At 40.5% G+C, this 20487-nt stretch carries 23 protein-coding genes; 1 reads left to right on the top strand and 22 read right to left on the bottom strand.

The genetic code is table 11. From position 1 onward, the window contains the following. Positions 1 to 8: 8 nt before the first annotated feature. From NOL38_RS10455 to NOL38_RS00065, 18 genes are all read right to left on the bottom strand, one after another. Entirely contained in the window at positions 9 to 326 is a 318-nt protein-coding gene (locus NOL38_RS10455; protein ID WP_024388414.1) for a hypothetical protein, read from the bottom strand. A gap of 9 nt (positions 327 to 335) precedes the next feature. Then, positions 336 to 1025, bottom strand: a complete 690-nt coding sequence (locus NOL38_RS00145; protein WP_277941048.1) for a CPBP family intramembrane glutamic endopeptidase — start codon at positions 1023 to 1025, stop codon at positions 336 to 338. A 25-nt stretch (positions 1026 to 1050) separates the two neighbouring features. Beyond that, complete coding sequence (locus NOL38_RS00140) at positions 1051 to 1233, bottom strand: hypothetical protein (RefSeq protein ID WP_277941047.1); 183 nt, start codon at positions 1231 to 1233, stop codon at positions 1051 to 1053. A 19-nt stretch (positions 1234 to 1252) separates the two neighbouring features. Further along, a complete protein-coding gene (locus NOL38_RS00135) occupies positions 1253 to 1762 on the bottom strand; it encodes a DUF3278 domain-containing protein (RefSeq protein WP_277941046.1) in 510 nt (169 codons plus the stop codon). A 30-nt stretch (positions 1763 to 1792) separates the two neighbouring features. Beyond that, complete coding sequence (locus tag NOL38_RS00130) at positions 1793 to 2524, bottom strand: DUF3169 family protein (RefSeq protein WP_277941045.1); 732 nt, start codon at positions 2522 to 2524, stop codon at positions 1793 to 1795. 2 nt (positions 2525 to 2526) lie between these two features. After that, positions 2527 to 2736 (bottom strand): helix-turn-helix transcriptional regulator, encoded by a 210-nt coding sequence (locus tag NOL38_RS00125; RefSeq protein ID WP_029944331.1) that lies wholly within the window; start codon positions 2734 to 2736, stop codon positions 2527 to 2529. A 12-nt stretch (positions 2737 to 2748) separates the two neighbouring features. After that, positions 2749 to 3315 carry a DUF3267 domain-containing protein gene (locus NOL38_RS00120; protein ID WP_277941044.1) on the bottom strand — a complete coding sequence of 189 codons (567 nt, stop codon included), beginning with the start codon at positions 3313 to 3315 and terminating at the stop codon, positions 2749 to 2751. 145 nt (positions 3316 to 3460) lie between these two features. Beyond that, complete coding sequence (locus NOL38_RS00115) at positions 3461 to 3676, bottom strand: hypothetical protein (protein ID WP_277941043.1); 216 nt, start codon at positions 3674 to 3676, stop codon at positions 3461 to 3463. Between the two features lie 201 nt (positions 3677 to 3877). Then, complete coding sequence (locus NOL38_RS00110) at positions 3878 to 4129, bottom strand: hypothetical protein (RefSeq protein WP_029944329.1); 252 nt, start codon at positions 4127 to 4129, stop codon at positions 3878 to 3880. Positions 4130 to 4419: 290 nt separating this feature from the next. Next, positions 4420 to 7038, bottom strand: coding sequence for an alanine--tRNA ligase (gene alaS, locus NOL38_RS00105; protein ID WP_277941042.1), 2619 nt, complete (start codon positions 7036 to 7038; stop codon positions 4420 to 4422). Between the two features lie 481 nt (positions 7039 to 7519). Next, positions 7520 to 8005: an LURP-one-related/scramblase family protein gene (locus NOL38_RS00100; protein WP_141596898.1), complete on the bottom strand. Its 486-nt coding sequence runs from the start codon at positions 8003 to 8005 to the stop codon at positions 7520 to 7522. Positions 8006 to 8366: 361 nt separating this feature from the next. After that, positions 8367 to 9368 (bottom strand): peptidylprolyl isomerase PrsA, encoded by a 1002-nt coding sequence (prsA, locus tag NOL38_RS00095; RefSeq protein WP_029996495.1) that lies wholly within the window; start codon positions 9366 to 9368, stop codon positions 8367 to 8369. A 61-nt stretch (positions 9369 to 9429) separates the two neighbouring features. Next, positions 9430 to 10149 (bottom strand): O-methyltransferase, encoded by a 720-nt coding sequence (locus NOL38_RS00090; RefSeq protein WP_277941041.1) that lies wholly within the window; start codon positions 10147 to 10149, stop codon positions 9430 to 9432. Positions 10150 to 10223: 74 nt separating this feature from the next. Continuing rightward, positions 10224 to 10772, bottom strand: coding sequence for a DUF6630 family protein (locus NOL38_RS00085; RefSeq protein ID WP_277941040.1), 549 nt, complete (start codon positions 10770 to 10772; stop codon positions 10224 to 10226). A 10-nt stretch (positions 10773 to 10782) separates the two neighbouring features. After that, entirely contained in the window at positions 10783 to 11229 is a 447-nt protein-coding gene (locus tag NOL38_RS00080) for a hypothetical protein (RefSeq protein ID WP_277941039.1), read from the bottom strand. Position 11230: 1 nt separating this feature from the next. Further along, positions 11231 to 13033 carry an oligoendopeptidase F gene (gene pepF / locus NOL38_RS00075; RefSeq protein ID WP_277941038.1) on the bottom strand — a complete coding sequence of 601 codons (1803 nt, stop codon included), beginning with the start codon at positions 13031 to 13033 and terminating at the stop codon, positions 11231 to 11233. A 72-nt stretch (positions 13034 to 13105) separates the two neighbouring features. Next, positions 13106 to 13747, bottom strand: coding sequence for a hypothetical protein (locus NOL38_RS00070; RefSeq protein ID WP_277941037.1), 642 nt, complete (start codon positions 13745 to 13747; stop codon positions 13106 to 13108). 53 nt (positions 13748 to 13800) lie between these two features. Further along, the gene (locus NOL38_RS00065; protein ID WP_277941036.1) at positions 13801 to 14733 is read right to left on the bottom strand and encodes a competence protein CoiA; all 933 of its coding nucleotides are present in this window, start codon (positions 14731 to 14733) and stop codon (positions 13801 to 13803) included. 61 nt (positions 14734 to 14794) lie between these two features. Between NOL38_RS00065 and NOL38_RS00060 the strand changes: the two genes are divergently transcribed. Continuing rightward, positions 14795 to 15361, top strand: coding sequence for a GNAT family N-acetyltransferase (locus tag NOL38_RS00060; protein WP_024391871.1), 567 nt, complete (start codon positions 14795 to 14797; stop codon positions 15359 to 15361). Positions 15362 to 15390: 29 nt separating this feature from the next. Here the strand turns inward: NOL38_RS00060 and metG are convergent, their stop codons facing one another. From metG to NOL38_RS00040, 4 genes are all read right to left on the bottom strand, one after another. After that, entirely contained in the window at positions 15391 to 17394 is a 2004-nt protein-coding gene (gene metG, locus NOL38_RS00055) for a methionine--tRNA ligase (RefSeq protein WP_277941035.1), read from the bottom strand. A 700-nt stretch (positions 17395 to 18094) separates the two neighbouring features. Next, positions 18095 to 19333 carry a GmrSD restriction endonuclease domain-containing protein gene (locus NOL38_RS00050; RefSeq protein ID WP_277941034.1) on the bottom strand — a complete coding sequence of 413 codons (1239 nt, stop codon included), beginning with the start codon at positions 19331 to 19333 and terminating at the stop codon, positions 18095 to 18097. Positions 19334 to 19345: 12 nt separating this feature from the next. Continuing rightward, positions 19346 to 19540, bottom strand: coding sequence for a hypothetical protein (locus tag NOL38_RS00045; protein ID WP_277941033.1), 195 nt, complete (start codon positions 19538 to 19540; stop codon positions 19346 to 19348). After that, positions 19533 to 20387, bottom strand: a complete 855-nt coding sequence (locus NOL38_RS00040; RefSeq protein ID WP_277941032.1) for an adenine-specific methyltransferase EcoRI family protein — start codon at positions 20385 to 20387, stop codon at positions 19533 to 19535. The genes NOL38_RS00045 and NOL38_RS00040 overlap by 8 nt, the downstream gene beginning before the upstream one ends. Between the last annotated feature and the right edge of the window lie 100 nt (positions 20388 to 20487).

Genomic DNA, 20487 nt, shown 5'->3' with positions numbered 1-20487 from the left:
TTCCCTCCCTAAAAGCTCAAGTCAATAATATTATCGACTCGTACTAACTTGGTTTCAATCTCCCCATTCGCTAATTCACGAGAAATTTTAACCCATTCCTCATCAACTGCCAAAATGGTGTATTCATAAGCAATAGAAAATTCCTCATCAAAGCGGATTTTAGCCTTACTTCCGACCAATTCTTTCAATAAAACGGACATCTGATTTTCTCCTTTTGTAGTTTTCTGCAACTTTTTTACCCTAACTTGCAACTGCTTCACTTTTTTCCTATCTGATAGAGAATTGAAAAATAGAAATCCCACAAGAATCCATAAAAATAGTTCCATCCTATCCTCCTATATCAAGCCCAGACTTTGCATCAGTAGCATCAACAAAAATCCGAGAAGATTATTCAGACTGTGTAGAATAAGTGCATTGGTATATTTGCCAGAAATACGATAAGCGAATCCCAGGACCAGGCCCATACCTCCATAGACAACCCAAGATCCGATATTGGTCGGATTGTGAATAAGTCCAAACAGAAAACTCGATAACAATAATCCCACAATCGAATCCTTACCAAAGACTTTCCCCATAAGAATCCCTCGGAAAAGCAGTTCCTCCAAAACTGGAGCAAAGAAAACTGTAAAGAGAAACAAAAGTAAAGTCGGTAAGCCTGAATTGTTGATGATTTCCTGATTGGCAGTCGTTTGACCGTATCCCTCTTCCAGCATAATCAATTGCCCACCAATTATTTTCAGACCAAACATAACGATAAAGGCGAGGGCTACAAAACCAACATTCGCACCCATCCCCCACTTCTGCTCACTTTTCCACAGACCTAATTTACCAGTCAAGATAAGACCAAGCACCACGGCTAACAATAAAAGGGCTGCAGCAATCAGAAGGTTATTCCCATCAAAATTTGGTAGGGTAAACATAGCCAACTGGGTCAATACATTTAGTGCAACGACAGCCAGTCCCACAAAGAGAAACTTCCAATTTTTAACCACATTCCAATCTTTGACATTTCCAAGTCTATTCATAGCAATCTCCTTTATATACACTCAATTAGTTCTTAGCACCTTTTTCGAACAATAGTAGAGCTGGCAAGCCCAAAACCATCGGCAGAAGGATATTCAGATTTGACAAATCAATCTGCCCAGTAGCCAGCCATTCTCCGAAAACATAGCCAAATGCGTAGAGACCGAGACCGATAAACGAAGCAAGATAAATTTTCTTAAAGACTTTCATGAGTTGACCTCCATCTAAACTAAATACGTTTGATTTTCTTACGATTAACAATATAGAAACTAATGAATCCCACCAGGGTCAGAAGAACAACTGTCATGGGAGTGACAAATTGGAAATACTCTGCTGCAGATGTTCCACTTTCCTGTGGAATTTGTGACTGCCAGAGGCCGATACTGACTAGCAAACTCAAAACGGCAATCTGTAAGGTTTGATACAGAGTTCGTTTCATCATTTTCTTCCGAGCCATTTTTACATCAGCCTTGGCAACCACCAATTTATCCAAGCCCAGCCGTTTGATAATGGCCTCTTGCTTGACCTGAGAATATACCAATGTCAAGAAGAAGCTTATCCCCATAACATCTTCTCCCAGCGCAAAGCTAACTAGGAAGCTCAGCAGTGTCACTGTCATAAAGAGCATATACATATTGTTACCGAAATTGGTCAAGGCCGCATAAGACACCTCGTCTAACTCATCAACAATATCATAGAAATAACGAATTGCTCGAATGTGTAGATTTTCCTTTTTCATAGCTATCACCTAAAACTCTTTCAAAAATCCTTATTTGAAGTAACGACGAACCATGCGATACTGCATGATATTGATGTAAAGATGAATAAAGACAACGACTAAGTAGGCAACCAGCTGCTGTTCTTTGAGAATGGCTGATATGACCAATAGTACGCCATACAAACTCGGTAGAACAAGTTGATTCAAAGTGAAGACAATCCACTGGGACATTTCATAGCTTGCCTGTTTCTCGCCCTCATCGTAAGAGTCAAGATAAGCCTTGACATCTTCAAAGGTTGAAAAGATAGAGAGCTTATAATTCCGAATCTTGTGAATCAATTTCAAGACGATATAGTTTGCCACAAGTAGAATGACAAATAACCCTGCATCAACAAGAGAATCCACTAGAGGAATTTTTTCATCCGAAACCAACTGCATACTAACAAACAGACTCATAATCACCAGAGCACTAACGCAGTTAGTAAGAATAATTGCATACTCTAGGCTACGGTACATTTTATTGGAAACCTGGTCTAACAAATCTTCTTCATCCTCATCCACCAACTCATATTCCTTGTGGGTTTGAGAGGCAGTATAAGCAAAATAGGCACCTGCAAGCAATAAGCCTAGAGCTGGCAGACGGACTCCCCACAGGATTGTCCCAATGTCAACTAATTTTGGCAAGTCTGTGCGGTTTAGTGCTGAAGCCGTAGCCCCAGTCGCCCAACCCAAAATAAATAATAGCCCTAACTTCCAGTGTTTCTTTACAAATCCTTTTTTCATTTTCAAACCTCCACTAATTGAAAGACATTCTCCACATTTTCATTAAAAATTTGAGCAATTCGCATGGCAATGACCACCGAGGGCGTGTACTCCCCCCGCTCAATCAAGCTAATGGTCTGTCGCGAAACCTCTGCTAACTTGGCTAGTTCTGTTTGATTGAGACCATCTCTGGCTCGCAATTCCTTGAGCCGATTTTTTAAGACATATTCCATGAGTTTTCCTTTCTAGACTTGGTAGATAATCAAGCCTGTTTCTGTATCTTCAACTGCTATATTCCCCTTAGCAAACTTAACCAACAAGAGATAAGTATAGTAGAAATCACCAGCACAAGCAGCTGCATGCATGGTAGCTACCATCAGATAAAGAGATACGTCCATTCCCCCTAAGCTCGCTAGTATTGTCAAGCCTAGACTAATCACAACAAAGGGAGCCAGGGAAATTACCAACATTTGCATCCGATTATAGAGGGAACCTGGACTGGTAGCATAGGCCATGCCCGATTTCCATTTAAACCCGTATTTAACAGGATTTTCAGGACAAAAAACCTTGAAGAAGATGCCGTGGATAGCCTCATGCACTACTATCAAAAGAGGAAATAGAACCATCCCTATCCATAACTCTGGTAAGGTAAGTGGCAAATTTTGTTCTACATTAGCCAACAAGGAAAAGGCTAACTTACCGAATAGAAGAGCAAATGGGAAAATTAGAACAGTCGAAAGAATATTCAATCCCCAAACAAACTTCTTATTTTCCATGATATTGACTTCATATAATTTCTTTTTCGCTTCCATGTTTCTTCTCCTTCTATTTTCTGCAACCTAGACTAAACTATGTAGTCCTAGAGCAACTCCAATCAGTAAGCCGATAATAATTGACCCTATAATCATAATCGCTGACATATCTGCTGAAATGTACCGTTTCATGGTCTATCTCCTTCTACATATTTCCTTTTTTCTCCATTTGTAAACTTGCTTCGATACAAGCAATTGAAGCAATTAGAGTAGTCATTAGAGCTGTATCCATATCGCTCCATCCCAGCAAATCAGAAAGGAGAATGTAAGCCAATAATAGAATGGACCCTATTTCGACTGCACGCGCAACGGTTGTTCCTGTAATCAAAATTCCTTTTTTATTGCTATTTATCTTTTTCATGGTTATACCCAGCTTTCTTTTTTCTTGTCTGATGAATTCGTTTTCATCTCCTTATCTTGATATCATTGTAACACTTCTTTTTCTTTTTGACAAGTATCTTTGTCAAAAAAATAATAATTTTTGTCAAAAAGTTTATGAACATTGTCAAAATGTAGTAAATATTGGTCAGGATAGCCAAAATTCATTAAAAAAGAAGCAAGATTACTCTCGCTTCTTTTCTCTAAAGACTGGATGTCCATGTTCCCACATGATAATCTCTAAATTAAACCACTTAGCATAATTTCTTTTATAACTTTGTAGCTTGCCATGCACCAGAGTAAATAAAAGAAGAATGCTCATGATAAATACTCCTATGATTACTTCCCCTGAATTCTCACCAATCATCGATTTGACCGCCTCAGTAACAAACATTGCGACGATAATCAGAAAAGGAAAACTAACCGAATAAATCATAACAAAACCCGCGTAGTAAATTAGCTGGTGCTTTCTGCTTCGCTGATTGTATTTCTTCCTATAGACTTGCTCTATCTTTCTAAAACGTGGATAGAGGACTTCCTTGGTACCGTATCCAAAAGATGAGATAGAGAGGAATAATTAATAGATAATTCCATATCTGATAGGATATTATTAGACAGATAAACAGTATGTTCATGACTTGCAGAAGAAAATAAAAAACTAAAATCATGTTTTTATTATACCAAAAACTCTTCTACCCAATGGATAAAAGAGTTTTTTTGTATAGATTATAAGTTGTCAGCTACGCTGTTCAAGAGGGTTTGGATAGCAGAAGCATCGCTACCACCTGCCATGGCCATGTCTGGCTTACCACCACCGCGACCTGCTACGATTGGAGCAAGGACTTTGATGAGGTTTCCTGCATGAACATCGTTTGACTTGCTTGCTACAAGGACATTGACCTTGTCACCGATTGCGGCAACCAACACCAAGACGTCAGAGTAGTCTTTTTGCTTCCAGTTGTCAGCGAAGGTACGGAGAGCACCTGCATCTGAAACTTGGACCTGGCTAGCAATGTAGCGAACACCATTTGCCTCTTTAACATCTTTGAAGACATCTCCAGCAGCTGCTGCCGCTGCTTTTTCTTTCAGAGCTGCATTTTCTTTTTGCAGGTCACGAACTTGTTGTGCAAGACTTTCAACCTTGTTTGGCACTTCCTTGATCTGCGGTGACTTGATAGTTGCCGCTACTTCTTTGAGGGCATCTTCTTGGTCACGATAGGCAAGGAAGGCTTCACGGCCTGTTACCGCAATGATACGGCGAGTACCTGAACCGATACCTTCTTCTTTCAAAATCTTGAAGATACCGATTTCAGCGGTGTTGCTAACATGGGTACCACCACAGAGCTCCACAGAGTAGTCACCGATAGTAACAACGCGGACTTCTTTACCGTATTTTTCACCGAAGAGGGCCATGGCACCCATTTCCTTAGCTGTGTCAATATCAGTTTCAACCGTCACAACTGGAATGGCATTCCAAATTTGCTCATTGACTTCTTCTTCAATACGACGAAGTTCTTCCGCAGTAACTGCCTCAAAATGCGTAAAGTCAAAGCGGAGGAAGTCTTGTTCGTTCAAGGAACCAGCCTGTGTTGCATGCTCGCCGATAATATTGTGAAGAGCTGCATGGAGCAAGTGAGTTGCTGTGTGGTTCTTCTCAACACCCTTACGGCGTTTTGTTTCAATTTCAAGTGTGTAGGTTTGACCAACTGAAATACTTGCGGACAGTTCAACTGTGTGCAATGGTTGACCATTTGGTGCTTTCTGCACATCGATGACAGTCGCAACAATGTCTCCAGCAGCATTTTTCACAAAACCATGGTCTGCAACCTGACCACCCATTTCTGCATAGAATGGTGTTTGGTCAAAAACAAGGAGGGCTTGACCTTCTGAGACTGCTTCTGTACGCGCATTATCAGCCACAATGACAGATAAGCTTGCTTCAAGAGCTGTTTGGCCATAAACAAAGGTCGACTCTTCTGTGATAGCAGCCAGGGTTTCATTTTGCATACCCATTGAACCACCTTTGACAACTGAGGCACGTGCACGGTCTTGTTGCTCTTTCATAGCCGCTTCAAAGCCAGCAATGTCAAGGGTCATACCACGGTGCTCAGCCAATTCTTCTGTCAATTCTACTTGGAAACCATAGGTATCATAGAGTTTGAAAATGTCACGACCATCAATCTCAGACTTACCTTCTGCTGCCAATTTATCCATCAATTGCTCAGCAAATTGTGAACCTGTATGGATAGTACGAGCAAATGACTCTTCTTCACTCTTAACAATCTTCTCAATGAAGGCACGTTTTTCAAGCACTTCTGGATAGTAGCTCTCCATGATATTGCCAACTGTCTCCACCAATTTGTACAAGAATGGCTCTGTAATGCCTAAACGTTGGCCATGCATAGAAGCACGACGGAGAAGACGGCGAAGGACATAACCACGGCCCTCATTTCCTGGAAGGGCACCGTCACCAATGGCAAAAGAAAGGGCACGGATATGGTCTGCGATAACCTTGAAGCTCATGTTGTCGCCATCTGGATCGTAGGTCTTACCAGAAATCTTTTCTACTTCACGAATGATTGGCAAGAAGAGGTCCGTTTCAAAGTTGGTCTTAGCCCCTTGGAAAATAGCTGCTAAACGCTCCAAACCTGCGCCCGTATCGATGTTTTTGTTTGGCAATTCCTTGTACTCAGAGCGAGGAACAGCTGGGTCTGCGTTGAACTGGGACAATACGATATTCCAAATCTCGATGTAACGGTCATTTTCAATATCTTCTTCCAAGAGACGGATACCAATGTTTTCAGGGTCAAAGTCAGTACCACGGTCGAAGAAAATCTCCGTATCTGGACCAGAAGGACCTGCACCAATTTCCCAGAAGTTATCTTCAAGCGGAATCAAGTGGCTTGGCTCAACACCAAGGGCAATCCAACGATTGTATGAATCCACATCATCAGGATAGTAAGTCATGTAGAGCTTGTCTTTTGGAAAATCAAACCATTCTGGACTGGTCAAAAGCTCAAAGCCCCACTCAATCGCTTCATCACGGAAATAATCTCCGATAGAGAAGTTACCAAGCATTTCAAACATGGTGTGGTGGCGGGCTGTCTTACCAACGTTTTCGATGTCGTTGGTACGGATTGATTTTTGGGCATTTGTAATCCGTGGGTTATCTGGAATGACAGAGCCATCAAAGTATTTCTTGAGGGTGGCCACACCAGAATTGATCCACAAAAGAGTTGGATCGTTAACAGGGACTAGATTTGCTGAAGGCTCAACAGAGTGACCCTTTGATTTCCAGAAATCCAACCACATTTGACGAATTTGAGCAGAAGATAGATTTTTCATAAACTAAGATACCAAGCCCGATTAGAAGGCGACTGAAAAATAGGAAACTGACAGGAAATCCTGATTTCCTAGGCAGTTTATCTTTTTTCCGAGCCTTCCGGGCGGGTTCAATTTAACGAAACAGTTAAATTAAACATTTCCTTTCATATAGTAATAATTGAGGGGAAAGTCCGTAGCCCGAGTTCAACTAAGATACTAAGGGCGTTAAGCGGACACCGTCAAAATAGGAAACCTGACGAAGACGCTTGCGTCTAGGAAGGGTTTCTCTTTTTGACAAAGTCCGTAGCCCGAGTTCATTTCAGAATAAACTCGATGCCCTTTCCTTTCGTTTAGATATTTTGAGAAGTCAGCATTAGAAAGAAGCGAGCCTTCCGGGCCGGTTCAATTCAGAAAATTATCTAAATTGAACATTTCCTTTCATAAGTGATAGTTAGGCGGGTTCAATTTAACGGACCAGTTAAACTGAAGGATTATTTCACGATTAATTCGATGCATCTTCCATCATTTCGATGTAGTCAATTGCGACCACCAAGGAAATGACCAAATCTGCATAGGAGTCCTCCAATACAGTAACGGAGTAATGAGAAGTTAAATGAAAGAGTTCTTTGGAGATTTCAGCTACGAGCATACCATCTGGTCTTTTCAAGCGAAAATCCAAATCCCAGATATTTCCGTCTAGGATTAAACCTAGATTTTCCACAGTATAGCGATCCTTGAAAAAAGTAAATTCCTTTTGCAAGTAGAAAGAATGACCATCTGCCATATCAATGGTAAACTGGGGCAGGAAGGTCAAAAACTTCTTAGTAATCTGACAAACTTCCCCACCTATGGAATTGGTCACGATAAATCGTTTTGGAATTTCGAGGAAAGAGCCCTCCACTTGATAAGCAAGCTCCCCAAAACTATCACGAATATCAAATTTTTCACCACCAAAGGTAAAGCGCTGTTTCACTTGAAATTGCTTCATGATAACCTCCAAAAAAAATAACAAGAAACCAAACGAAGGGCGAAAAACCGCGGTACCACCTTCATTCAATGACTTGTCATTCTCATTTCATAACCTATGCTCACAAGTGAAGCACTCGTATATAAGAGATAGAATTTCGCTAATCAAAGCAGTTTTTAAGGTAATACGACTGTATTTTGAAAAAACTAACGATGAGTAGCTGAAAAACTAGACCTAGATAGAAGTACTAAACTATGAATACAGGTTCTCATATTCAATTGTTCTATTAAGTAGCAAGATACTTGGCCTAGATGGCTCGCAACAACCGCCAATTTTCTGAACTAAGTAATCAAGTATCTATTCTTAATAAGTAAAACGTCAATTATTGACCTGAAGAACTAGAAGATTCTGTTGTAGAAGAAGAGCTTTCAGTCGACGAAGAGCTACTTTCCGTTGATGAAGAACTGCTTTCTTCTGTTGTCACATATTGTGAAAGAAGATTTTGGAAAGCACTGTCTTTAACCTTAACGTTTGCTTTTTGGAGCGCTTCTTTCAGCACAGTAGCAACAAATGTTGAATCACTTTGTTTTTGCGCCAAAATAATCTCTTTCAACTTATCTTTGTAGTCTTCCCAGTTGGCAGATTTTTCTGACTTCGCTTCCAATTTTACAACATAGTAGCTAGTTGTATAAGTTGTCATATCTACTACTGAAATAACGGATGCCCCTACTTGGCCTGCATCCAAGGCAAAGACCGCATTTTGAACTTCTGTAGGAACAGTTGTTGAAGTTGAATCGAATTTTACTTCGCCTCCATTGTCTTTTGTAGCAGTATCCGTAGAATTGTCTTTTGCCAATTGAGCAAAATCTGCACCTTCAGCTTGTGCTGCAGCTAAAACTTCTTTTGCCTTAGCTTCGTCTGTCAATTTGATGACACGTGCGGTTACTTCTGGTGTATAGGCATCATAAGCTGCCTTGTAGTTCTCATCAGTCAATTCCTTTTCAGCAGCCTGTTTTACAGCATACTCAACTAATTTATTAGTACGGATTTGTTCTTTGTAAGTTTCTTGAGTCAAGCCCGCTGAAGAAAGAGCTGTTGCAAATGAATCACCATATTGCTCTGCCATTTTGTCATAAGCCTCATCGACTTCTTTTGCAGTCACTTTGTCACCATACTGGTCTTCAAATACATCACTAATAATCATTGACAATAGAACTTGTTGAGCTTGAGAGTTTGTTTTTACCTTCTCATAAAACTCAGACACAGTAATCGTGTTGCCTTTCATCGTAATGATATCTTTATCAGCTGCATTAGAACAAGCAGCGAGCGTTACCGCAGCAAAGAGTGTTACTGCACCCGCGAGAATTTTTTTAGTTTGCTTCATTTAAAGTCTCTCTCCTTTTTTCGTTAACCCTTTCATTATAACACAAAAGCTTAAAAACTTCTTAAATTTCTGTATATTTTAAGTCAACATTTTCCCTATTTTTCCTCAACATAAGGAGACCGTCACTCATGGAAATAAGACTAGCAGTCACATCTGGATTATCCAAAGTCGCATCGAATAAACGTTGTAATCCCTTATAAATAGTACGCTGCCCTCTTCTGACATCCTTGATATCTTTGGCAACATCTCCTCCTTGGAAGATATCATCCAAAATGATTAGACCGCCTACTTTGACCTTTTTCAAGACTTCTGGTAAAAATACAATATATTTTGATTTAGCAGAATCCATGAAAACAAAATCGTATGCGTCATCTGGTAAAGTCGGAAGAAGGTCCATCGCTTCCCCTTCCAGCAATTCAATCTGCTGGCGCTGATCATATTTGGCAAAGTTTTCCTTTGCAAAGCCAATCATTTCTTCATTTCGATCAATCGTTGTAATCTTCGAATGCGGGCTATTGTCAGCCATCAGTAACGCAGAAAAGCCAATAGCAGTTCCAATTTCTAAAATACGTTTAGGTTGGAGTGTCTGCATTAGCAAGCGGAAATAAGCTACCGTTTCATGAGGGATAATTGGAATATTTTCTTGACGAGCAAACTCTTCCAGTTCTTTCAAAAAACCTGTATTTTGCGCCTGACGTGTTCGCATAAAATCCACAATTTCTTCCTTGACAACCGGACGGCGCATATTGTGATTTGCGTTTTTACTATATGATTCGACCATAGAGTCCATTATATCATAAGCCGACAAGATTTTCTTCCTCAACACGCTAAAAGGTAGGTTTCCCCACCTTTTCTTTACATATTTTTGGCGTAATCAATTCGATACCCTAAATTTCCAGCTAGTTCTTGAAGTCGAACATAAGTCGCTTGCTTACTGAAAAAGAGATAGTAACTATCCGTGTCCATATCTACTGCCCCTAGACAAAAGTTTTCATCAAGATATTTGCTATCAACGACTCTTGCCCATTCTGAAATAGAGGCAGCTGGATTTAATCCATCTGAATCCAATTTGAGAGAAATCCCTGCATTGCGGACTTGATGAAGACGGTCAAAAAAGTAGATAAAATCTTCAAGATTATCCTTGTAATCACGCACACAAATATAATTATAATGCTCTAGTAATTTTATCAAGATTAACCAAAGATTTTCCTTTTCAGACTCCCCAATACGGTCCAAGAAATCATCGAATGAATCTGGTTCTAAGATGCGTTCAATAGAGTCTAGAATCTGATTCGGATCACTAGCAAAAACCACATCCCTAAGTTGAAGAAATAGCTCCCTGTCACCATTTGACATGAGGTCTGCCAGTTCAAAAATGTCCTGTAGTTGTTCTTCCGTTAACATAATACCTCCATTATGAATTTGAAAAATCCCATCTTATAAGCGGTGCTACTTGCTCTACAAAATGGTAAATATCATTAAAATCTGCACCATCAAGCTTATTCAAATTGACGACTGCAAGTAGTGTTCCCTTATTTCCTACGATTCGCAAACGTTTCGACTGATAGCCACGATAGACAGGAGAAACGATGTATCGAATCTCCGCAATCTCTTCTAACGAATGGCGCTGATAGTTTCCTCCTGCTTTGCTTTGATATTCTAAATACTGCTCATTCAAGACAAAGACAGCTCCCTGTTTGCGCAAGAAATAAGCATATAATGCTGACGGAATATTCAGCAATAAATAACACAATCCTGAAATCACTGCTGGTTCCGGCTTTGTCATTAAGCCAATTCCAATCAAGACCAAACCAATACTGACTGCAACTGGTATCACAATCGAACGTTTATAGGAAATCATATTAGAGGTGCACACCTTTCTCAACGAGAGCTTCTAATTCTTCCAAACGAGCTTCAAATACCTTGAAGGCATCATTGAGGTAATCTTCCTTGGTCATGTCTACGCCAGCCTTAGCGATGACATTGAGGGAATAATCTGAGCTACCAGCCTTCAAGTAGTTGAGATAGTTTTCTTTGTCTTCTGGGCTACCATTGACAATCTTGTTTGCTAGAGCTGATGCTGCCGCGAAACCTGTCGCATATTGATAGACATAGAAATTGTAATAGAAGTGTGGAATACGAGCCCACTCAAACTGGATTTCTGGGTTTTCTTCGGCAGAAAGTCCGTAGTATTTCTCGTTTGTCTGACCGTACAATTCATTTAGGAAATCAGCCGTCAAGACTTGACCTTCCTGGTCTGCCTTATAGATAGCTTGCTCAAACTCGGCAAATTGGGTCTGGCGGAAGACTGTACCACGGAAACCATCTAGGTAATGGTTAAGAATCGCAAAGCGTTCCTTATCATCTTCTACTTCTGCCAAGAGTTTTTCTGTCAAAAGATTTTCATTGGTTGTTGAAGCAATTTCTGCCAAGAAGAGGGAATAATGACCGTAGACATAGGGTTGAGTCTTACGAGTCAACATAGAGTGAAGAGAATGCCCTGTTTCATGGATAAGGGTGTACATATTATCCAAGTTATCCTGCCAGTTGAGAAGCATGAAGGCGTTGGTGTCGTAGGCGCCTCCTGAGTATGCTCCTGAGCGTTTTCCTTCATTAACATGGACATCAATCCAGCGATTTTCGAAGGCTTCCTTCACAATAGCCGAATAATCCTCACCAAAGATTTCTAAGGTTTCTTGGCATTTCTTGAGTGCATCTTCATAAGAAATCTTGGTGCTGAAATCTGACAATGGTGTGTACATATCGTACATCTTCAAGTCCTCAATCCCCAGGAGTTTCTTACGCAAATTGATATAACGGTGCAAGAGCGGAAGGTGCTTGTTGACAGCCGCCACTAATGTATCGTAAACGGATTCTGGAATAAAATTGGCTGCAAGTGATGCGTGGCGGGCTGAATCGTACTTACGCAAACGAGCTTTCAGGTTATTGACCTTGACATTAGACTGCAAAGTCTTAGCGTAGGTATGCTGGAACTGCTCGTAGGTACCGTACATAGCCTCATATGCTTCTTGGCGGACGTCGCGGTTTTTAGACTCCATAAAGTGGATGTAGTTTCCGTGAGAGAGTGGTACCAAATGACCATCCTCGTCTGCAATTTCAGGGAATAAAATACTTGCATTGTCCAAGACTGAGAAGGTTTCAGCTGGTGACTCGAAAATCTCGCTGGTCGCCGCAAGGACTTCTTCTACTTCTTGTGACAGGACATGATCCTTGGCTGCTAAGAGTTTTTCAAATTGATGGCTGTACTGAACAAGAGCAGGCTCTTCTGCCTTAAAGGCCTCCAATTGCTCTTCAGTAATAGCCATAAATTCAGGCTCATAGAAGGCAAATGCTTGTGAAAAAGCAGAATAAAGACCCATAGCCTTAGCCTGAAATTCCTGGTATTTTCCTTCGCGAGTATCCTGGTCGTTTTTCATAGACGCATAGACATAGAGTTTTTCAATGCGACGCATGAGACCAAGTTGCGTTTCGCTGATTTCCAAAAGGCTCATCGCTGAGTCGAGCAAATGCCCTGCAAATTCTTTTGTTTTTTCAGTTTCAGCTTGTAAATCTGCAAGTTCTGCTTCCCAGGCTTCATCTGTTGGGAAAATAGTGGTCAAATCCCACTGGTATTTTTCTTCAATTTCATGACGTTGTTTAGACATAATAAATCCTCCGTTCCTATTATTTTACCACAAAAAAGCCTCGCTTTCCATTGAAAAGTGAGGGCTTACAACCTACTCATCAGTAGTAAAGTAGGTCTTGGCATCTGCTACTGCTTCCTTGACAAATCTGTCATAGAATGCAAGATTGGGGATACCATATTTATTTAACAAATCGTCAACGTAACTGCTTCCTTCAGCATCTTTAATATTACCTTTTTTCTCCTTGCCATCATACTGGTGGGTGAAATTTCCTTGTAAATCAATGAGGAGGGCGCCATCATTTGCAAAAGAAATAGAATAGCCACTGTCTACAAAATACTGTCCGACCTGTCCCTTGGCTGCACTTGCTTTGTCTTCGCCTTCGTATTCATCTGTCGCTACAGTATAATCACCACTTTCAACGAAATAGGTTACCTTACAACCACTTGGATAGGAAAGCATATAATATTCCCCAACGGTTGTATCGGAGACATGAACATACTCAGTTCCATCATCAAAGGTAATGCTGGTACCTCCGCTTTCCGCTATTTCCTTAGAGACTACTTTCTGACTATGTTGGGAGGTAAACTTCTGTGCTTCTTCCTCATTGATGGTTTGTACTGGCTGACTCGAGACAGTGCTTGTTTGTCCTTTTTCATACCTAGCAGCACAGGCTGATAAGCAAGCTATTAACAATAATGCTACACTTATCAAGGAAATGCGACTGAATTTCATCTTTTGAACCTCCTTGTAACCATTTTTGTTTATTATATCATTATTTACACGTTTTATCTATACATTTTAGGTGGATACAAGACTTGTTTCCTCTTATTTTCCACTTTGTCGTAAAACTGATTAAAAGCTTGGTAAATCGGCGTCAGGTCTTGGCGAATTTGGGCAAAGCCAATAGCAGAGCGGGGTAGACGGATGTGGGGATACCAGTCAAATGCTGTCTTGGTCAGTAGATTTTCTCCACGTCCATAAGCCTCTGCTTGCAGGGCGAGCCATTTGGGGGATTTGTAATAAAGCTGTTGAGCAATGTAGCGAGGCAAATCCTCATCCATTGGACAAGTCATGCTAGATAGGGTTTGCTTGGCAAAAGGTAAACGTAATATGTCCAGTAAGTTTCCCTGACCAAAGGGAAAGACTTTCGTAAGACCGTGTACCTTACCTCGCAAATCTTCATGAATGAGGTAACGGAGTCTTAACTCTTTCTTCTCATCATCTAGTTCCCAAAGATGAAAGCCCATGTTCATACTAAAAGTGAGAAATTGCTTGTGCAAATTGGTCAGTCGTTCCTTGAGCCATAAATCCTTACCAAGCAACCAGACAACTTGATAACCAGTATCATAATAGGCTTTTGTTCTCACCTGCAAACGAGAAATCGGTAGACTGGAACATTGGACTTCCAAGGCTAGACCATTATTGACCAATAAATCAGCGACCTGGCCAATTTTTGGCAAGCATTTTTCAAGTTCAACCTGCTCCTTTTCCACAAGCCAGCTGTAAATCTCTGATTTGAGGGAGAGGTGCTGGGCAGACTCATTCTCGGAAAAATAGTGGCAATCCCGCAGGGTGACATGGGCAAAGTGCGAACGCAGAACCTTTCCAGACTTGTATCGGACCAGGCCTCCACAACCCGGACAAGTAAAACTGCCTTGCGGCGCAGGATTTTCCAAGACATTAAAAACTTGTCCATCTTCATCAAGTGCAACTAACATAAAACCTCCTCTCTTTACTTAGTTCGCAAGTTGTGGTAAAATGTTGGAAAGGAGAGTAAAAATGACCAAAAAAATTGCCAAATGGGAAAAGGACGGCTTTGTCTTGCAGTCCTTCCAAGCGGGCTTTGCGGAGAAGTATTATGAGGACTGTTTTACCAAGCCTTCTGCTGAAATTTATCGCCTGACGGGGAGTTCGGGAACTTATAGAAAAGAAGATGTAGTCAGCTACTACAATCGAATTGTCAACGACTCTGAACGGTTTGATTTTATGCTGATGGCACCTGACGGGACCTTCATCGGCGAATCGGTTATCAATGAACTGGATAGGGAAAACAGCTCTGCTAACTTCCGTATCGTTATCTTTGACGAGGGTTATCTGGGACAAGGATTGGGCTCTTGGGCAGTTGAAAAGACCAGAGACTTTGCTTTTGAGCAGGTTGGCTTACATCGCTTGGAACTGGAAGTTTTTTCCTTCAATCCACGCGCCAAACGTGCCTATGAAAAAGCTGGCTTTCGTTTGGAAGGTATCAAACGGGACAGCCAAAAGACAGCAGATGGCTACACCGATACACTCATTATGTCCATTCTAGAAGAGGAATGGAAAGCACTCAAAAAACCAGCTGATTAGGCTGGTTTTTGTGTCTTTTCTAAGCAATTTTACCCAATCTGACTGCCGTTTGGCACAGATGGATCGACTGTTAAGAGTGTCAAATTGCCGTCGTGTTCGGCTGAGAGGATCATACCCTGGCTGAGCAAGCCCATCATCTTACGCGGCTTGAGGTTGGCAACGATTTGAACTTTCTTACCGACCAACTCCTGCTCATTTGGATAGTACTTGGCGATACCAGACAAGATTTGACGGTCTTGGCCATCACCTGCATCCAGGCGGAACTTGAGCAACTTGTCAGAACCCTCTACTTTGGCTACTTCTTTGACTTCGGCCACGCGGATTTCCACCTTGTCAAAGTCCTCGAACTTGATCGCAGCTTTTTCGTTTTTGAGTTCCACGTCAGCTGGGTCCCATTCTTTTTCTTCCTCTTGGGAAATAGCAGAGCTACCACCCATTTGGGCTTGGATATAGGCGATTTCCTCTTCCATATCCAGACGTGGGAAAATAGGCGTGCCTTTTACGACCACTGTCAAACCTGCTGGAAGACCTGCAAAGTCAAGATTTTCAAGGTCAAATGTTGTTCCCAAACCAAGCTGTTCCATAATAGCATTTGAAGTGGTCATCATGAATGGCTGAATGAGGTGAGCCACCACACGAAGACCTGCTGTCAAGTGAGCCATCACCGCCGCCAACTTGTCACGATCTGCTTCTTCTTTTGCCAAGACCCACGGTGCTGTTTCATCGATGTACTTGTTGGTACGGGAGATGATATTCCAGACCGCTTCCAGAGCGCGTGGATAGTCAACAGCTTCCATATACTTGTGGTAGCTTGCCAAGTTTTCAGCTACTACTGCTGCCAAGTCCTCATCAAAATCTGTCACATTAGCCACAAAAGTCGGTACCTGACCACCGAAGTACTTGTTAATCATAGCAACGGTACGGTTGAGCAGGTTTCCAAGGTCGTTGGCCAGTTCGTAGTTGATACGACCGACATAATCTTCTGGTGTAAAGGTGCCGTCAGAGCCGACTGGCAGACTACGCATGAGGTAGTAACGCAGTGGGTCCAAACCAAAACGTTCAACCAGCATTTCTGGATAAACCACATTACCCTTAGACTTGGACATCTTGCCGTCTTTCATGACAAACCAGCCATGAGCAACCAAGCGGTCTGGCAACTTCATATCCAACATCATGAGCATGATTGGCCAGTAAATGGAGTGGAAGCGAAGAATGTCCTTACCAACCATGTGGTAAACTGTTCCATTCCAGAACTTGTCGTAGTTGGCTGTTTCTTCCTGACCATAGCCCAAGGCAGTTGCGTAGTTGAGTAGGGCGTCAATCCAAACATAGACAACGTGTTTTGGATTGGACGGTACAGGCACACCCCAGGTAAATGAGGTACGTGACACTGCCAAATCTTCCAAGCCTGGCTCGATGAAGTTTTTCATGATTTCATTGAGACGACCGTCCGGCTGGATAAAGTCTGGGTGAGCATTGAAGAACTCAACCAATTTATCCTGATACTTGCTGAGGCGGAGGAAGTAGGACTCTTCTGACACCCAGGCAACCTCGTGGCCGCTCGGAGCGATACCACCTGTTACCTTGCCGTTTTCATCTCGGAAGACCTCTTCTAATTGGCTCTCGGTGAAAAATTCCTCGTCTGATACGGAGTACCATCCGGAATACTCTCCCAAGTAAATGTCGTCCTGCGCCAGCAATTTTTCAAAAACAGCCGCCACTACTTCCTCGTGGTAATCGTCGGTCGTGCGGATGAATTTGTCGTAAGAGATGTCCAGCAAGTTCCAGAGCTCCTTGACACCAACCGCCATACCGTCAACGTAGGCTTGCGGAGTCAAACCAGCTTCTTTAGCTTTCTCTTCAATCTTCTGGCCATGCTCATCAAGCCCTGTCAGATAGAAGACCTCGTGCCCCATGAGACGCTTGTAGCGAGCCAAGACATCGCAGGCAATAGTCGTGTAGGCCGATCCGATATGGAGCTTACCAGACGGATAATAAATCGGTGTGGTGATGTAAAACGGTGTTTTTGTCATGTTTTTTTCCTTTCCGCGCTAATGGAACGCGTTTTTGATACCAGCCAATTATACCACAATTTGAAGTCAAAAAAAAGACCAAGCAACTGGTCTTTAAAAGTTTTAGTTCCTATATATCAGTCTACTTTCTACTCCCATTTCTTGAGTGGATAGTGTACTGATTTATTGTTCGGTTAAATTTATATCTAAGACATTTACCTTAGAAATTCATTCCTTTCATGTATAAAACATGTCCAATTCGATTAAGACTGTGAGAAAACTACAAAGTATCGGAATAAATTAAAATATACAGAGTAAAATTTACGACTGCTCATCCATATCATACTAACTACATATCTAAAAAAATGCAGCTTAAACGATTTCAATTGCTATAACGTTCTGTTTTTTCAGAGAAAAACGAAGGCAACATTGTTAAATCTATCATCAGAGGACTTTCATGGAGAATACACTCTTTTCTTTAATAGCCTATCTCAACCAATTCAATTGCTTTTATTGTGTCGTCTTGGTAGCTAACTTTGCAAATGAGATAAAACTCTGGAAATTCTATCGCCTGAGTATCATATAGAAATAAATCGGCCTCAAAATCGCTGGCCGTGACGTTTAAAATTAGGGAACTATATACCAGTTTACACCAAACACAAGATATAGTAATTGTGATAAAATCAAAAAGCGTTTCAAATTTATGAAACGCTTTTTGATTTTAATAGTTATTTCCTTTAGAAGAATTGTGCTTTTTACATAGTAATTGGCAATTTTCTGGAACAGTTTTTCCGCCTAAAGACCATGGTGTAATGTGGTCGCCTGCTAGTTCTTTGAGAGCATACTCTCTATTGTTTCCTTCATCTACACAATAAACACAATGATGACTTTGCTCTTCATATTTTTGCTTGATAGTTTTATCATCAAAAGTTCTAAGTTGGAGATATTTGGAATCTCCATAAATGATGTACTGATAAATTCCTTTCATTTTGGTTGTAACTTCATCATCATTTACCAACTCCGCAATTTTTTCGTTAATAACTGAGGCGCTATTTTTGATGACGTTGTCATCAAGCTGTCCTGAATGATATTCTTTATAGATTGTTCCCCAATCCATACCTTTCAAGCTGTTTTGATAGCTTATAAACTTTCCACGTACCCACTCCAAAATAGCTGAGAAGTTTTGCCACAATTCAGAAGCATCAGCATCTCCTTGATGCTTCAACATATAATCTTCAATTGTATTTATATTATCGTCACTATCATTTTGAGTTGCCCATTTAATAGCGGTTTGTAGATACTCCTGCCTATTCCAATTACCATTTAATAGCGGTTCTGCTTTATCGTTATTTGGATTCTCGTCAGCAAGTACAACGCCCCGTCCAGTCTTTGTTGAAAATCTTTGTTTAGCATCAGAAAGCCAAGTTCCTGTATAAGCAGAGTTTCTTAATTCTTGCTCATTTAATGGTTCGCCTGCTGTATTGATAACATGAAACCATTTCATTTTTTCGGAAGCAGTTCCTTCACAAACATATATGTCTAACTCATAATCAAGAATTTGTTCTGCTAAGTCAGTTAGGTTCATCTGAAGATTTGGGAAATCTTGTTGTGGAGCACTGGATGGAAATTTACTTGATTTTACAGAGTAATTCCCCATAACATAATTACAAATAGCTAAAATACGTTGTTGACCATCGAGAACTTCATATTGTCCGTTTCCTAAATCAACCCAGTACATAATACCTAAAGGACACTCATCTAAAACGGTTTGAATTACAGCTTGTCTCTTATCTTCGTTATATACACTATTTCTCTGATAAGAAGGACGAATATTCAAGTTACCATTATATCCTTTTACAGCGTCAGTAGTAGCACCATCATCATTATTGGTATAACCAGTAACTAAATCATGAATAGTAAATGGTTTATTTAATATATCTCTTAGTCTTGTTACTTTCATTGTTTATACTCCTTAATAACCTGTATCTTCATTACGTTTAATGGGATTTCGATTTTTTATAAATATCCTAGCATATGTGTTTTTACCATTAATTAAAGGTCGTGCATCTTTTTCTCCTAAAAAATCTATACCTACCAATTCAGGATTATAACCAGCAGATGCACTCATTCCTAGAATGTCAAATTCATTTGGATTAAAACTATTCATATAATGTAATCGGAACCCCCATAATCCCATTGTAGTCAATCGGAATATCTTTTACATATCCAACTTCAATGGCATTGTAATTATCATATTTTGGATAGCGTTCCTCAAAACCTTCATAATATTTATGAGCTTTAGTTTTATCGAACTTATCCCCTATATGCCAAAGTCCATCGTGTCGTTTGTTGTTGTCTAAATTAGTAAACCAACAAACACCAGCGATATTCAATATTTTATCTCCATTGTCATCTATTTTAATTCCTTCGCTAGTCGCTTTGATATAATCAGGAATAATCATCCATCTTCCACCGTTTAGAGAAGTATTTCCAATCCAAATTTTGTTATTTTTCAGTAAGGGGAAAATTTCTTTGTAAGTAATTGCATTTTTATTTCCCATTATGATGAATTTCTTATTATAACAAACTAATTGAGCAACAAATTCCCTCAAAAGACTAAATGGAGGATTAGTGACAATGATGTCGGATTCTTTCAAATATCTAATACTATCCTTGCTTCGGAAGTCTCCAGCTGTATAATCGTCATCTCCATATATAGGTACAACGTCACCAGCTTCCATATTGAAATCATCTCCGCCTTCATAAATTAGAGCATAAGAAGGTTCGCTATCAGCCCTATAATGAGTTGCGATTAACTTTTTCAGACCTAAGCTAGTAAAATTATTGTGAAAATATCTCCAAAAGTTGGAATAAATAGGGTCATCACAATTACAATAAACAATTTTATCTCTGAAATGTTGCCTGTAGTGGCTAACTTCATCTGATATATCTTGATAGCGAGTAAAAAATTCATCGTTTTTAGCTTTTTTAGCATTATGAAGTGAGGTAGCCATTACACCACCTCACTTCCAAGGATTGCAAAAAAGACTTTTTCAAAAAAATATGAAAAAGCCTGTTTTAAGGGTTGACAAAAAAGACGCTTGATTACATAAT

It is taken from the genome of Streptococcus suis (genome assembly GCF_029616525.1).
GTDB lineage: Bacteria > Bacillota > Bacilli > Lactobacillales > Streptococcaceae > Streptococcus > Streptococcus suis_AF.
The sequence above is the reverse complement of the archived record's forward strand: the minus strand, read 5'-3'. Positions and strand labels throughout refer to the sequence as shown.

What these genes read in the sequence shown, in the direction of transcription:
- NOL38_RS10455 (WP_024388414.1), bottom strand. Translation starts at nt 326, where the DNA reads ATGGAACTATTTTTATGGATTCTTGTGGGATTTCTATTTTTCAATTCT.
- NOL38_RS00145 (WP_277941048.1), bottom strand. Translation starts at nt 1,025, where the DNA reads ATGAATAGACTTGGAAATGTCAAAGATTGGAATGTGGTTAAAAATTGG.
- NOL38_RS00140 (WP_277941047.1), bottom strand. Translation starts at nt 1,233, where the DNA reads ATGAAAGTCTTTAAGAAAATTTATCTTGCTTCGTTTATCGGTCTCGGT.
- NOL38_RS00135 (WP_277941046.1), bottom strand. Translation starts at nt 1,762, where the DNA reads ATGAAAAAGGAAAATCTACACATTCGAGCAATTCGTTATTTCTATGAT.
- NOL38_RS00130 (WP_277941045.1), bottom strand. Translation starts at nt 2,524, where the DNA reads ATGAAAAAAGGATTTGTAAAGAAACACTGGAAGTTAGGGCTATTATTT.
- NOL38_RS00125 (WP_029944331.1), bottom strand. Translation starts at nt 2,736, where the DNA reads ATGGAATATGTCTTAAAAAATCGGCTCAAGGAATTGCGAGCCAGAGAT.
- NOL38_RS00120 (WP_277941044.1), bottom strand. Translation starts at nt 3,315, where the DNA reads ATGGAAGCGAAAAAGAAATTATATGAAGTCAATATCATGGAAAATAAG.
- NOL38_RS00115 (WP_277941043.1), bottom strand. Translation starts at nt 3,676, where the DNA reads ATGAAAAAGATAAATAGCAATAAAAAAGGAATTTTGATTACAGGAACA.
- NOL38_RS00110 (WP_029944329.1), bottom strand. Translation starts at nt 4,129, where the DNA reads ATGATTTATTCGGTTAGTTTTCCTTTTCTGATTATCGTCGCAATGTTT.
- alaS (WP_277941042.1), bottom strand. Translation starts at nt 7,038, where the DNA reads ATGAAAAATCTATCTTCTGCTCAAATTCGTCAAATGTGGTTGGATTTC.
- NOL38_RS00100 (WP_141596898.1), bottom strand. Translation starts at nt 8,005, where the DNA reads ATGAAGCAATTTCAAGTGAAACAGCGCTTTACCTTTGGTGGTGAAAAA.
- prsA (WP_029996495.1), bottom strand. Translation starts at nt 9,368, where the DNA reads ATGAAGCAAACTAAAAAAATTCTCGCGGGTGCAGTAACACTCTTTGCT.
- NOL38_RS00090 (WP_277941041.1), bottom strand. Translation starts at nt 10,149, where the DNA reads ATGGTCGAATCATATAGTAAAAACGCAAATCACAATATGCGCCGTCCG.
- NOL38_RS00085 (WP_277941040.1), bottom strand. Translation starts at nt 10,772, where the DNA reads ATGTTAACGGAAGAACAACTACAGGACATTTTTGAACTGGCAGACCTC.
- NOL38_RS00080 (WP_277941039.1), bottom strand. Translation starts at nt 11,229, where the DNA reads ATGATTTCCTATAAACGTTCGATTGTGATACCAGTTGCAGTCAGTATT.
- pepF (WP_277941038.1), bottom strand. Translation starts at nt 13,033, where the DNA reads ATGTCTAAACAACGTCATGAAATTGAAGAAAAATACCAGTGGGATTTG.
- NOL38_RS00070 (WP_277941037.1), bottom strand. Translation starts at nt 13,747, where the DNA reads ATGAAATTCAGTCGCATTTCCTTGATAAGTGTAGCATTATTGTTAATA.
- NOL38_RS00065 (WP_277941036.1), bottom strand. Translation starts at nt 14,733, where the DNA reads ATGTTAGTTGCACTTGATGAAGATGGACAAGTTTTTAATGTCTTGGAA.
- NOL38_RS00060 (WP_024391871.1), top strand. Translation starts at nt 14,795, where the DNA reads ATGACCAAAAAAATTGCCAAATGGGAAAAGGACGGCTTTGTCTTGCAG.
- metG (WP_277941035.1), bottom strand. Translation starts at nt 17,394, where the DNA reads ATGACAAAAACACCGTTTTACATCACCACACCGATTTATTATCCGTCT.
- NOL38_RS00050 (WP_277941034.1), bottom strand. Translation starts at nt 19,333, where the DNA reads ATGAAAGTAACAAGACTAAGAGATATATTAAATAAACCATTTACTATT.
- NOL38_RS00045 (WP_277941033.1), bottom strand. Translation starts at nt 19,540, where the DNA reads ATGAATAGTTTTAATCCAAATGAATTTGACATTCTAGGAATGAGTGCA.
- NOL38_RS00040 (WP_277941032.1), bottom strand. Translation starts at nt 20,387, where the DNA reads ATGGCTACCTCACTTCATAATGCTAAAAAAGCTAAAAACGATGAATTT.